A 12164-nucleotide genomic window follows, 5' to 3' on the forward strand; every position below is an offset into this window, starting at 1 on the left:
TCACTCCGTCGCCGAAAGCCCGACGGTCAGGATTTCGCTCGCTTTCTTCCAGCTTTCCGGTGTCTCACCGAGAATGCGGGCCGCCTCGTAGGCGACGCTGTCGGCGACCGGTGCGCCGGAAGCCGTCTCCACCTCGGCAGCGATCTTTTCGAGCTCGCTCTTCAGCGCCTTGGGATCCGCCACCTTGGTCGAAGCAAGCTCATTTCGCATTTCATGAAGCCGGTCCGCGTGAGCGTCGAGCGCCCCGTCCGCGGGCCGTGTCTCGATATAGGTCCGGATCGCCCAGGCCGCCTTCTGGCCGAGAATATCGCCGAAGGCCGGCATCTTGGTCGTGCCGTCCTGGGTGTAACCGTGGCGGAAGCGCTCTATGAACCATTCGTCGCCGTATTCTTCCGCTTCCAGGAAGCGAAGGTCGGGGGCAAGCCCGCCCGATACGGCGCCGAGCCCGTGGCAGCGGGCACAGTTCTGGTTGAAGCCGGATGCACCGATCTCGACCGCCTTCAGCCACACATCGTGCCCGACCTTGGCCTCCCGATAGGGGTTTTCCGTCAGCCACTCCTCGCCTATTTCCGGCAACGCGTCGGTGTTGACGGGCTGGGGCGCGACATCGCCATGCGCGACGACCATCGTTGCTGTTGCCAACAGTGCGAGCCCCGCAAGCCCCGCTCGGATATGGTTTCTGGACATCTTTCCTCCTCCACGATCTCACTGAGGTTTTTTAACGCTCGTCGCCCGTGCCGCGGAATACGACCTAGGTCGCGGCCCGGCATGGTACCTAGGTCGTATTCCGCCCTCCGCGGCGCCGCTTTAACGTCTTCGGCGGGAGGAGTGTCCAATGCCGCAGATCCGCATCAGACGGACAATGTCCGCATGCCTCCTGGTCGCGCTTCTCGGCGCTGCCGGGCCGGTTCAGGCGGAGGTCACCGTTGCCGTGACCTATCTGCGCCAGGAGCAGAAGGCGCCGCCGGTGCTTTCCAATCTCGATCCGATCCCAGCGGACCTGGGAATCGCAGGAGCGAAGGTCGCTCTGGCCGATAGCGAGACGACCGGCCGCTTCCTCGGCCATCACTACAGGCTACAGGTCATCTCCGTCGAGCCGGGAGGCGACCTTGCGGCGGCAGCGAAAACGGCGCTCGCTGCCTCGCCGGTACTTCTCCTCGATGCGCCCTCCGAAAGCATCCTGATCGTCGCCGACCTGCCCGAGGCGAGGGACGCAATGATCTTCAATGTCGCATCCGGCGAACGCCGCCTGCGCGACCGCGACTGTCGTGCCAATCTCCTGCACACGATCGCGGAGGATGCGATGCGCGCCGATGCGTTGATGCAGGTGTTGAGGGCGCGCCGCTGGACGCGCACGGCCCTGATCGTCGGCCCCAGACCAGAGGATGAGGACTTCGCGGCAACTTTGCGAGCCGCGGCGGCGAAGTTCGGCGTCGAAATCCTCGCCGAGAAGGCCTGGACCTTCGACACTGACCTGAGGCGCGCAGCCGGCAAGGAGGTGCCGCTGTTCACGCAGGACCTTCCCGACCACGACGTGCTACTGATTGCCGACGCTGCCGACGATTTTGCTCGTTATGTCGCCGATAATACCTGGCTGCCGCGTCCGGTCGCCGGCTCGGACGGCTTAAGCGGCGAGGGATGGGCGCCCGTTCTGGAACAATGGGGGGCCGTGCAGTTGCAGAACCGCTTCGAGGGCTCGGCAAAGCGGAAGATGCGGCCGCGCGACTACGCCGCCTGGACGGCGTTGCGCGCGGTGGGCGAGGCGGTGACACGGACGAACTCGGCCGACCCGGTGAAGCTGCGGACTTACATGCTGTCGGATGCCTTTGCCCTCGACGGCTTCAAGGGCCGCTCGCTCAGCTACCGCGATTGGAACGGGCAATTGCGTCAGCCGATGCCGGTGGTGAACGCCCGCGCTCTCGTCGAGCTCGCGCCGCTCGATGGATATCTGCACCAGGACAACGACATGGACACGCTCGGCCTCGACCGTGCGGAAAGCGCCTGCCGGGCGTTCGGAGGATGAGATGAGACGAATCTTTCTTTTCCTAGCGCTTCCCATCGCCGCGTTTCCGATCGCCGCCTCCGCCGGCGAAATCTGGGTTACGAATGAGAAGGACGACAACATCTCGGTGATAGACACCGCGACGCTCGAAGTCGTGCGCACAATCGCCACGGGCGAACGCCCGCGCGGCATCACGTTCAATTCCGACCATTCGCGTGCCTACATCTGTGCATCCGACAGCGACGCGGTCGAGGTAATGGACGCCCGAACCGGTGAAATGCTTCATGAGCTTCCTTCGGGCGAGGATCCGGAGCAGTTCGTGCTCGCACCCGACGACAAGCACCTGTGGATCGCTAACGAAGATGACGCAGTGACGACAGTGGTCGACGTTGATACCCGCAGCGTCGTTGCGCAGATCAATGTCGGCATCGAGCCCGAGGGCATGGCTGTTTCGCCGGACGGCAAGATCGTCGTGACGACTTCCGAAACGACAAACATGGCCCATTGGATCGATACGGCGACGATGACGATTTTCGCCAATACACTGGTCGACAGCCGGCCTCGGCATGCGGAGTTCACCGCGGACGGCCGCGAGCTTTGGGTATCCTCCGAGATCGGCGGAACGGTCACCGTCTTCGACGTCGCGACCCAGGCGGAGAAGGGCAAGATCGCGTTCGGCATCACCGGGATCAATGCAGACCTTATTCAGCCCGTCGGCTTTGAATTCGCGCCCGACGGCAAAACGGCGTTCGTCGCGCTCGGCCCATCGAACCACGTGGCCGTGATCGACATGCAGACATTGGCGGTCGAGGAATACATCCTCGTCGGTCGACGCGTCTGGCATATGGCCTTCTCGCCAGACCACAAGCAGCTCTTCACCACGAATGGTGTTTCCGGCGACGTCACGGTGATCGATGTGGCAGCGCGGGAACCGGTCAAGTCGATCAAGGTCGGCCGCTTTCCTTGGGGGGCTGCTGCTCGCCCGTGACGGACAGGAAACCATCGGACATGGGGGCGGGCATGAGCGGACTGGCGATCGAGTCGATAACCCATATGTGGGGGGCGAAGCGGGCACTCGAAGACGTGAGCTTCTCCGTCGGCCGCGGTGAGTTCTGCGCTCTCCTCGGGCCGAACGGCGCTGGCAAGTCGACGCTGTTCGGCCTGATGACGCGGCTTTTCACGCCGCAGGCTGGAGCGATCTCGATCGCCGGTCATGATCTCGCGCGCGAACCGCACGGCGCCCTTCGGCACATCGGCGTCGTCTTCCAGCAGCCGACCGTCGACCTCGATCTCACCGTCCGGCGCAATCTTCTTTATTTCGCCGCCCTCCACGGCCTTTTCGGCCGCCGCGCCGAGGCGCGAGTGATGGCGGTGCTCGAGCGACTTGGCATGGCGGAACGCTCCGGCGAAAGGGCCGGAGCGCTCAACGGCGGCCATCGGCGACGGATGGAGATTGCCCGTGCCCTGATGCACTGCCCTTCGGTCCTGCTCCTCGACGAGCCTACGGTCGGCCTTGATGCCGCCGCTCGCGTCGCCATCATCGACCACGTGCACCGGCTTGCTGCGGACGATGGCCTGACCGTGCTTTGGGCTACTCACCTCGTCGATGAGATCCGCCCGTCGGACCGACTCATCATTCTTCACTGCGGCCGCGTTCTTGCCTCCGGCGAAGCAGGTGAGATCGGCGGTGCAGATCTCAGCGGGCGGTTCATTGCGTTAACCGGAGCTGTGTCATGAACGCTGTGCCAGATCTGGATGCTTTCGCGCCGAACCCCCCAAAGACCCTGAACGTCGTCGATACCGACGGGCTGGATCGGGATGCGCAGGGGAGAGCTGCGCTCGCCTTTTTTCATTGCGCCATTGTCGCCCTCAGCGCCATCTTGCAGCGGGAAGCGCTGCGCTTTCTCGGCCAGCGGGGTCGGCTTCTCGCGGCGCTCGTGCGCCCGCTGGTATGGCTGATCGTCTTCGCCGCCGGTTTTCGCGCCGCGCTCGGCCTTTCGATCACGCCGCCCTACCAGACTTACATCACCTACGAGATATACATCGTCCCTGGCCTCGTCGGCATGATCCTCCTGTTCAACGGCATGCAGTCCTCGCTGAGCCTAGTCTACGACCGCGAGATGGGCTCTATGCGCCTTTTGCTGACGGCCCCGCTGCCGCGTTGGTGGCTGCTGACGTGCAAGCTCGTCGCCGGCAGCCTGATCTCGGTGCTGCAGGCCTATGTCTTTCTCGCTGTCGCAGCGGCCTGGGGCGTCCGCTTCTCACCCGGCGGCTACCTTGCTGCTTTTCCTGCCATCATGCTCGGCGCGCTGATGGTGGGAGCGCTCGGGCTTGTTCTTTCCTCGTTCATCCGGCAGCTGGAAAACTTCGCTGGCGTGATGAACTTCGTCATCTTCCCCGTCTTCTTTCTTTCGTCCGCCCTCTATCCGCTGTGGAAGATGGCGGAAGCGTCGCCGCGCCTGCGCGACATCTGCGCCATCAATCCGTTCACGCATGCAGTCGAGCTGATCCGCTTTGCCCTTTATACGAAACTCGACCCGCTCGGACTTGCCGTCACGATCGCCGCCCTTGCCGTCTTCGGCGCCGCAGCTATTTGGGGCTACGACCCGGCGCGTGGACTAGCGGCGCGGAGGACCTAGTTAGACCACGATTGTTTCGCGCAGGACTGACCAATCGCTAATCGCTTTGGCGCCATGCAAGATGCAACCGCGCCACGCACCTGAACAGGCGTGCGGCGCGGCAATTTCCGGATCGCTAAGGGGCAAGTGCCGCGAGCGCCGCCTTCATGCGTTCGTCCGCCTTCGCCGGCAGCTTCACGGCCTTTGCCAATTCGACATTGGTCGGCACGTCGCCCACCTGGATCAATGCCACCATGCCCATGGAGAAGTGCGGCGAGCACTTGACGCCGTAGAGGCCCGGCACGGTGACGATCATCACGTATTCTTCGTTGACCTTGCTTTTAAACTTGCCCGCGCCGTCGGGCAGCATGCCTTTTATCGACTCGACATTGTGGCCCTTGTCCGCCGGCACGAAGCGGATCGTGTCACCGGGCGCGGCTTTGACTAAGGCCGGCTCGAAGACCATCGCCCCGCTCTCGCCTTTGTTCAACATCTTTACTTCGTGTTCCTCGGCAAGGGCCCCGCCGGCAACGAGCACGGTTGCGGCCATGATACCCATTCTTCTCAGCATTCATCTCTCCCTGCGGTTTGAAGCTGACAAAATCAAATATCGAAAGGGCAGGGCGATACAATGCGACCTTGGTGCCGGTCGAAGCGACCGTCCGCACGAGTGTGTTCAATTTCAATAAGTTGAGGGGGAGATGGCGATCGGAAACGCGAGCCATGCCCCGGAGGAGGCCTGAGGTGGGTACCTGTGGAGCTCGGGACGGCGGCCGTTCGTCATGCGCTGGTAACGAAGGCTTCGAGCACCTCGAGGTCGATGGGCTTGTAGATCATCTCGATCTCGGCTGCAGCGCAGGCGTCGCGCAAACTCGGTGATCGATCGGCGGTGATGATCCTCGCCGGGCGCTCGCCGTGGCGTATCTTGAGCGCGGTCAGAGTCTCGACGCCGGTCAATCCCTCCCCGAGCTGCTGGTCGACCAGATAGAGATCGGGCACGATGCCCATTTCATCGACCAGTTCCAGCGCTTCCTCGCCGCTTCCCGCTTCCAGGACCGTGATTCCGCGCCGCTCCAGGAGCAGACTCATCGCGTGCCGCAGTTCCTCGTCGTTCTCGATGAGAAGCGCGATGCGGTCGCCGCAGTCGTTCGACGGGTCGGCATCTGCAGCGTCGGCGCCAGGGTAACTCGCCGAGGTACGCGAGGGTGCCTGCTCCAGCTCGATTGCAAAACATGTGCCGCGCCCCGGCATCGAGCGCAGCGTAAGTCGGTGATTGAGCAGCGTGCAGGCGCGCTCCACGATGGCGAGGCCAAGCCCCAAGCCCTCCGAAGCGGAAGCGGTGGCATTGAGCCGATGGAACTCACGAAAGATCGCCTGCTGCTCCTCGGCCGGAATGCCGGGACCAGTATCGTGCACCTCGATGCGTACGCCGCCCGGTATGCGCCGCGGACCCACGAGCACGCGGCCGGTGCGGGTATAGCGGATGGCATTGCCGATGAGGTTTTGCAGGATGCGTCTGAGATAGGCCGGATCGCTGAAGACCGTCATCGCACAGGGCAGGATGGCGAGTTTCAGACCCTTGCGCTCGGCGATCGGCGCAAATTCGTCGGTGAGTTGCGCGATCAGCGATGCGAGGCGCACCGGCGAAATCTCGACTACCGCCTCATCCAGCCGCGAGATATCGAGCAGCGCCCCGAGGATCGCTTCGACGCTTGCCAGCGCCTTGTGGGCCTTGTCGAGTGTGCTGCCGGCGTGATCGTCATGCGTTTCGTCGCGGGCCGAGGCTACGAAGAGCTTCGCGGCGGAGAGCGGCTGCAAGAGATCGTGGCTGGCCGCTGCAACGAAACGCGTGCGCGTGGAATTGGCCCGTTCCGCATCGGCCAACGCGGCGCGCAAGTCTTCCGTGCGGGCGGCCACCCGCGCCTCAAGAGAGGCGTTGGCGCGCTGCATTGCCTGGATCGCCTGCCGTTCGCGCGTCACGTCGCTGAACGACATCACGAAGCCTCGATCCGGCGTCTCCTCTGCAAACACGACGAGAATCATTCCCGAAGTGCGGCGGATCTCCAGGAACAAGGGGGGCCGCGTTGTCGTTTGGGCTGCCCAGGCGGAAAGGGCCGAAGGAGCGAGGGCGCTGACCAGTTCGCTGTCGCGACGGATCCAGCGCTGCAGCGTGTCGAAGCCGATGCCGGTGCGCAGGACCGTCACGGGAATATCGAGCAGCAGGCGGAGCCGCTCGTTCCAGCCCACCAGCCGGCCGGCCGCGTCGAAGATGCAGATTCCCTGGTTGATATGTTCCAGCGTCGCGCGAATCAGCCGGGCCTGATCATCCAGCATTCTTCCGCGCTCGGTTCGCTCCATGCGAATGATCTCGGTGACATCCGTCTGGAGCACGACCGTACCGCCGTCGGATGTGGGCTGCTCGCTCACCTGGAGCCAGCGGTCACCGGCAAGCGCCACCTGGAACACGCTGCGCGCGTGATGGCGCTGCATTCTCGTTGCCATCCAGCCGGCCGGCGCCTCGCCCTCCGGCAGCGCCAGAAAGCGCGAACGGCTGCAGGCTTCGATATAATCCGCAAACGGCAGGCCGGGATGAAGGACGGCTCGCACGTCCTGAAGATCGCAGCAAAATCTCGAATTGTACATCACCAGGATTTCGCCGGCATCGAAGAGGGCAAACCCTTCCTCCACAGCCTCGATGGCATCCGCGAGGTTGCGGCGAGCGCGCTCGGTCGCATGTTTGGCCTCAGCCAGCCGCGCGTTCGTATCGTTGAGCACCTTCAGCGTCGCCTCGAGGTCGGATGTGCGTTGCCGCACCCGCTCTTCCAGCTGGGCGGAGCGCTGGAACTGCTCGTAGGCGATTCCACGTTCGCCAGATGCCTGCTCGACCTGACGCATCAGCACTTCGGCGATGGTCAGAAGCTTCTCGGTGTTGCGCTCGGGACGGCCGTCGGGATCAATCAGCCAGTCAGAGATGCGGGCCATTACGGAACCTTTTCGGGTAGCACGGTGCCTGGCGGATAGATGGCGACGCCGGTCATCGTCTGGTTCACGTGCATCGGGCCGAACTGCTCGCCATAGGTGCAGAAGCCGATTACCCTGTGGCGGCGCAAGAGCTCGGAGACGCGGCCAACGATCTGCTTTTCCTCGGCCTCCAACCGGCGCAGGATACAGTCGAAGGCAAGGATCGCTGTCGGACGCTCGGGCAAAGAGAGGCGTGTGAGCTCGCGGTTGAGCTGGCCGATCATGTCACCGGGCTCGGTGATCGTCAGCACCACACCCTCGTCGATAGCCGAGAAGAAAATAAGGTCGCCGTTTTCCATCACCTGACGGATGGCGCGCACGTGATGCCGCATTCCCATGCGGACCGCGACGGGATGGGCGGCAAACGTAAACGTACTGAGCTGCTCGGGATCCATGCCGACGAGACGCGCGTATTCTCGTGCGGCGGGCTCCGCGTTGATCTGGCGGACGATGCGGTGGCGGGGATCGGCCTCGGTGACCACCATTCGTCTTTCGGTCGGCACGAGGTGATCGAAATTGAAAACGCGCACCGGACACTCCGTGCGCACCAACGCCAGCACGGCCGCGTTCTCCGATAGCCGGTGGCCGTCGAGCACGAAGGTCCGGGTAAAGCGCGTCCCGTCGCCGGCCGAACCGCCGAGCATCGGCGTTGCTCCCATGCCTGCCGCAAGTGCCGAGGTCAGTTCGTCTTCCTTCTGCGAAAGCCCATCCACCAGGAGGATGGCGAACTCATGCGCAAGCTCGGGATGGCGCTCAGCCATCGCCGTGCGCGTTCGGACGAGGGCGGCGGCGAGAGCGGGCGGGTCAAGCCGCAACAGGTCGGGGATCGTCAGCGTATCGACGCGGAAGTACGCTGCGGGGAGGGCGATCGCGACGATGGAGTCCTCGTTGTACCCAGCGTCGGAAATTTCGCCTGCGGTGGTGCAACCGACGATCGGGATGTCACCGAAGACCCGCGCTGCTTGGCTGGGCAGACGCTCCAGGTCGGCCGCCGGCGAAACGAAAAGCATGATCAGCGAAAAAGGTCCCGGCCCCAGTTGTCGTGCCAATGTCTCCAAGGCGTTCGGATCGCGCGCCGAAACGCTGCCGCGCGGGACGATCGCCTCGCATGCGATGCCGCTCCCAGCGAATATCCTCATTCCCTCTTCCTCCCGACACTACAGTAAAATCGTAATCGGTCCGGAATCCAGCGAACTTTCGAGGGCGGCAGACCGGGGGGCGTCATTCCTCCGGCGTCAGTGCCGTGAAACTAGCCTCCTGTGCGAACAATACCGCCTGCATCCGCGTCTGGACGCCGAGTTTGCGCATAATCGCGGTGACATGCGCTTTCACCGTGGTTTCGGCGATGGAAAGCTCATAGGCGATCTGCTTGTTCATCAGGCCGGCGCAGACGAGCTGCAGGATCTTCGCCTGTTGGCGCGTCAGCAGCCCCAGCCGGGCAATTGCTTCGTCCGACAAGGAAGGGCTGCCCGGCTCCAACGCCATCTGGGGGGCATAGATTTCGCCTCGAGAAATCGCTGCGAAGGCGGCACGAAACTCGTCTCGAACCGCATGCTTCGGCACGAAGCCGTTGATCCCCGCCTTGAGCAAGGCCCGGATGATCTTCAATTCGTCCAGCGACGAGACAACGACGATCGGGACCCCGGGAACCGCCTGTCTCAGCCGGACGACGCCGTCAAGTCCATTGACGTCCGGCAGATTGAGATCGAGCACCACGACATCCGGCGGTGTATCGCCGTCCAGCCGTGCAAGGGCGGCGTCCAGCGTCCCCACGGAATCGATGGATCCGATGCCGACAAGACCGGTCAATGTCATCGCTAGGGCATCGCAGAACAAGGGGTGATCGTCCACGATCAGCGCCGATCGCAACTCGACCGGTTTGAGTAGAGGTGGCACCGCCAGGTTCGGACGCGGTGTATGGAAGGAATTGCGGATGATGATCATGTGCGAGCGCTCCGCATTATTCTGCCGTAGTCACGGCGTTCGAGGGCCGGGCTGCCAAAGCCCGACCCCTTGTGCCTATTGTGCCAAAGCCAACTGTTTTGGCAAACGGAAGGTCCACACCATGCCACCCTGGTTGAGGTAATTGACCTTCTTGGCGACTTCGCCGCCCCAGAGCGGAACGGCACCGCCCCAGCCGGAAATGACCGACACATATTGCTCTCCGTCCTGTTCCCAGGTGATGGGCTGGCCGACGATCCCGGAACCGGTTTGGAAAGTCCAGAGGACCTCGCCGGTCTCATCGTCGAGAGCCTTGAATTCACCCTCGGGCGTCCCGACGAAGACAAGCCCGCCCGCCGTTGCCATCACCCCGCCCCAGAGCGGAGCGCTATTCTTGTATTCCCACTTGACCTCGCCGCTGTTGGGATCGATCGCTTTCAGCGAGCCTATATAGTCCTCGAAAAGCGGCTTGATGGTGAAGCCGGCACCGAGATAGGCCGCGCCCTTCTTATAGGAGATCGGCTCGTTCCAGATGTCCATGCCCCATTCGTTTGAGGGCACATAGAAGAGCTCGGTCTTCTGGCTATAGGCCATCGGCATCCAGTTCTTGCCACCGAGGAACGACGGTACCGCGAAAACCTGCTGTCCCTTGCCACCGTCGGCCGCCGCGGTAGGATCGCCGGGACGGTTTTCTTCCACATAGATCGGGCGACCGTTCTTATCGATGCCCTTGGCCCAGGTTATGTTCTTAACGAAAGGATAGGCGGCGACGAACTTCCCGTCCTCGCGATCGAGAATGTAGAAGAAGCCGTTTCGGTCGGCGGTTGCGAACCGCTTCTTGCCATCCCTGGAGATGAAGGGAACAACCTCATTGACGCCGTCGAAGTCCCATCCTTCGCGGGGCGTTGTCTGGAAGTGCCACTTGATCTCGCCATTCTCGGGATTGATGCCGAGTCGACTTGCGGCGTAGAGGTTGTCGCCGTTGTTGCCCTCGACCGGCTTGCCGGCGCCACGCAGGTGGCTGTTCCAGGGGGCGGGGTTGCCGGCGCCGAAGACAAGCGTGTCGGTATCGGCGTCGTAGGAGCCACCGAGCCAGGTGGCACCGCCCCCGGTCTTCCACAGGTCGCCGGGCCAAGTCGCGTTCAACGTCCCGGTCATGGTGCTTTCCTTGCCCTTGTAGGTGCCCATGTGCCCTTCTATGACGGGCCGAGTCCAGACAAGCTCGCCGTTCTTGGTGTCGCGCGCCTGCACCTCGCCGACGACGCCGAACTCGCCGCCGGAATTGCCGGTGATTACCAGGCCGTTCACGATCAGCGGCGCGGCGGTGTAGCTGTAGCCCTCCTTGTAATTGGCGATCTTCTTGTTCCAGACCACATCGCCCGTCTTGCGGTTCAGTGCGACGAGGCGGGCGTCGAGTGTTCCGAAGTAGATATTGTCGCCATAGATCGCGGCACCGCGGTTCACCACGTCACAGCAGGGCAGGATGCCTTCCGGCAGGCGGGCATCGAACTGCCAGAGCTCCTTGCCGGTCTTGATATCGATGGCGAAAAGGCGGCTGTAGGAGGCCGTGATATACATGATCCCGTCGTAGACAATCGGCTGGCTTTCCTGCCCCCGCTGCTTTTCGCCGCCGAGGCTGAATGCCCAGGCGGGCACAAGGTTCTTGACGTTGTTCTTGTTGAGCGTCTCGAGCGGGGAGAAGCGCTGCAGACCCCTCCCCATGCCGTTTGTCAGTACATCGCCGACCGTAGTGGCGTCCTTGGCGAGGTCTTCCTCCGTCACCTCCGCCTGGGCCAGTCCCGCCAGTGACAGGACCGTCACGGCAGTCAGCATCAATCTGTTCATATTGATCTCCTTCCCTCACAATGGTCGCGTGAGGCGCAACCGTCTAGCGGCACTGATCATCCTCCTGCGACAAAGCTACGGGCTATTGCACCTTGGTCGTAGTGTCGGCGACCTCGCAGCTCCGCGCGTTACCCGCGGCAGGCCCGATGTCGATTGTCCGTAGGTCGTATTGCGGAGATCTGCGTGGTCGTTACCATTTGCTTACGGAAGGGGAGGTTCCGTGATGTTCGTCAGACCGATCTCAGAAGGCGACCAGCCAAGAGCTTTCATTTACCGCTTCAGGTGAGGAGCGCGTTAAAGCGCTGAAATGACGCTCTGCGATCGGCAACTTTCGCCGGGAATATTCCGGAGAAGCGGGCGGATGCGCGAAGTCCTCACGGGCTCCGTCGGTGCACGCCCTCAGGCGGCGCAGGAAACGATTTGCAAAAAGTCCAGCGATAGCGCGGTCGCCGGGCCTGCCGGTGCAGCAAACAGCCGTTCCGGCTCTTCACCCGAGCAGAGCTCTTACGGGCAAGCTCGTCTCGTGTTCGACCGGCCGCGAGCGCGCATGTGGATACCGGATCGAGCACACCAACTGGTCATGGCAGAGGAGAAAACATGTCCTGGCATAAACCGAAATTCATCGACGTAAGCTGCGCTATGGAAATCAACCGCTACGTTCCCGCAGACGGGGACGAGCCGGTCCTTTTTTGACACGCCGCCCTACGATGGTCGGCTCACAGTACGGAGGTGCTCCG

General features: G+C 63.0%; 11 protein-coding genes. 5 read left to right on the forward strand and 6 right to left on the reverse strand.

Annotated features, from left to right (window positions below):
* Entirely contained in the window at positions 1-687 is a 687-nt protein-coding gene (gene pedF, locus EKH55_RS22275) for a cytochrome c-550 PedF (protein WP_151613191.1), read from the reverse strand.
* Between the two features lie 148 nt (positions 688-835).
* On the opposite strand from pedF, the gene EKH55_RS22280 reads away from it, so the two are divergent.
* The 4 genes from EKH55_RS22280 to EKH55_RS22295 are packed head-to-tail and all read left to right on the forward strand — an operon-like array spanning position 836 to position 4641.
* A complete protein-coding gene (locus tag EKH55_RS22280; protein ID WP_151613192.1) occupies positions 836-2023 on the forward strand; it encodes an ABC transporter substrate-binding protein in 1188 nt (395 codons plus the stop codon).
* 1 nt (position 2024) lies between these two features.
* Complete coding sequence (locus EKH55_RS22285) at positions 2025-2990, forward strand: YVTN family beta-propeller repeat protein (RefSeq protein WP_151613193.1); 966 nt, start codon at positions 2025-2027, stop codon at positions 2988-2990.
* A 32-nt stretch (positions 2991-3022) separates the two neighbouring features.
* Positions 3023-3739, forward strand: a complete 717-nt coding sequence (locus EKH55_RS22290) for an ABC transporter ATP-binding protein (RefSeq protein WP_151613194.1) — start codon at positions 3023-3025, stop codon at positions 3737-3739.
* Positions 3736-4641 (forward strand): ABC transporter permease, encoded by a 906-nt coding sequence (locus EKH55_RS22295; RefSeq protein WP_151613195.1) that lies wholly within the window; start codon positions 3736-3738, stop codon positions 4639-4641. Before EKH55_RS22290 ends, EKH55_RS22295 begins: the two co-directional genes overlap by 4 nt.
* Positions 4642-4756: 115 nt before the next feature.
* Here the strand turns inward: EKH55_RS22295 and EKH55_RS22300 are convergent, their stop codons facing one another.
* The 5 genes from EKH55_RS22300 to EKH55_RS22320 all read right to left on the reverse strand — a co-directional run bounded on the left by EKH55_RS22300 (position 4757) and on the right by EKH55_RS22320 (position 11427).
* Positions 4757-5191, reverse strand: a complete 435-nt coding sequence (locus EKH55_RS22300) for a pseudoazurin (RefSeq protein ID WP_151613196.1) — start codon at positions 5189-5191, stop codon at positions 4757-4759.
* Positions 5192-5400: 209 nt separating this feature from the next.
* Positions 5401-7602 (reverse strand): hybrid sensor histidine kinase/response regulator, encoded by a 2202-nt coding sequence (locus tag EKH55_RS22305; RefSeq protein WP_151613197.1) that lies wholly within the window; start codon positions 7600-7602, stop codon positions 5401-5403.
* Positions 7602-8780 (reverse strand): FIST N-terminal domain-containing protein, encoded by a 1179-nt coding sequence (locus tag EKH55_RS22310; protein ID WP_151613198.1) that lies wholly within the window; start codon positions 8778-8780, stop codon positions 7602-7604. Before EKH55_RS22310 ends, EKH55_RS22305 begins: the two co-directional genes overlap by 1 nt.
* A gap of 82 nt (positions 8781-8862) precedes the next feature.
* Positions 8863-9585 (reverse strand): response regulator transcription factor, encoded by a 723-nt coding sequence (locus tag EKH55_RS22315; RefSeq protein ID WP_151613199.1) that lies wholly within the window; start codon positions 9583-9585, stop codon positions 8863-8865.
* Between the two features lie 75 nt (positions 9586-9660).
* Positions 9661-11427: a PQQ-dependent methanol/ethanol family dehydrogenase gene (locus EKH55_RS22320; RefSeq protein WP_151613200.1), complete on the reverse strand. Its 1767-nt coding sequence runs from the start codon at positions 11425-11427 to the stop codon at positions 9661-9663.
* Between the two features lie 597 nt (positions 11428-12024).
* Between EKH55_RS22320 and pqqA the strand changes: the two genes are divergently transcribed.
* Entirely contained in the window at positions 12025-12120 is a 96-nt protein-coding gene (gene pqqA, locus EKH55_RS22325) for a pyrroloquinoline quinone precursor peptide PqqA (protein WP_069460988.1), read from the forward strand.
* Positions 12121-12164: the final 44 nt, after the last annotated feature.

It is taken from the genome of Sinorhizobium alkalisoli (assembly GCF_008932245.1).
Lineage (GTDB): Bacteria > Pseudomonadota > Alphaproteobacteria > Rhizobiales > Rhizobiaceae > Sinorhizobium > Sinorhizobium alkalisoli.

Bases quoted from the DNA above. Each gene is read 5' to 3' on its own strand.
- pedF (WP_151613191.1), bottom strand. From the start codon at position 687: ATGTCCAGAAACCATATCCGAGCGGGGCTTGCGGGGCTCGCACTGTTG.
- EKH55_RS22280 (WP_151613192.1), top strand. From the start codon at position 836: ATGCCGCAGATCCGCATCAGACGGACAATGTCCGCATGCCTCCTGGTC.
- EKH55_RS22285 (WP_151613193.1), top strand. From the start codon at position 2,025: ATGAGACGAATCTTTCTTTTCCTAGCGCTTCCCATCGCCGCGTTTCCG.
- EKH55_RS22290 (WP_151613194.1), top strand. From the start codon at position 3,023: ATGAGCGGACTGGCGATCGAGTCGATAACCCATATGTGGGGGGCGAAG.
- EKH55_RS22295 (WP_151613195.1), top strand. From the start codon at position 3,736: ATGAACGCTGTGCCAGATCTGGATGCTTTCGCGCCGAACCCCCCAAAG.
- EKH55_RS22300 (WP_151613196.1), bottom strand. From the start codon at position 5,191: ATGCTGAGAAGAATGGGTATCATGGCCGCAACCGTGCTCGTTGCCGGC.
- EKH55_RS22305 (WP_151613197.1), bottom strand. From the start codon at position 7,602: ATGGCCCGCATCTCTGACTGGCTGATTGATCCCGACGGCCGTCCCGAG.
- EKH55_RS22310 (WP_151613198.1), bottom strand. From the start codon at position 8,780: ATGAGGATATTCGCTGGGAGCGGCATCGCATGCGAGGCGATCGTCCCG.
- EKH55_RS22315 (WP_151613199.1), bottom strand. From the start codon at position 9,585: ATGATCATCATCCGCAATTCCTTCCATACACCGCGTCCGAACCTGGCG.
- EKH55_RS22320 (WP_151613200.1), bottom strand. From the start codon at position 11,427: ATGAACAGATTGATGCTGACTGCCGTGACGGTCCTGTCACTGGCGGGA.
- pqqA (WP_069460988.1), top strand. From the start codon at position 12,025: ATGTCCTGGCATAAACCGAAATTCATCGACGTAAGCTGCGCTATGGAA.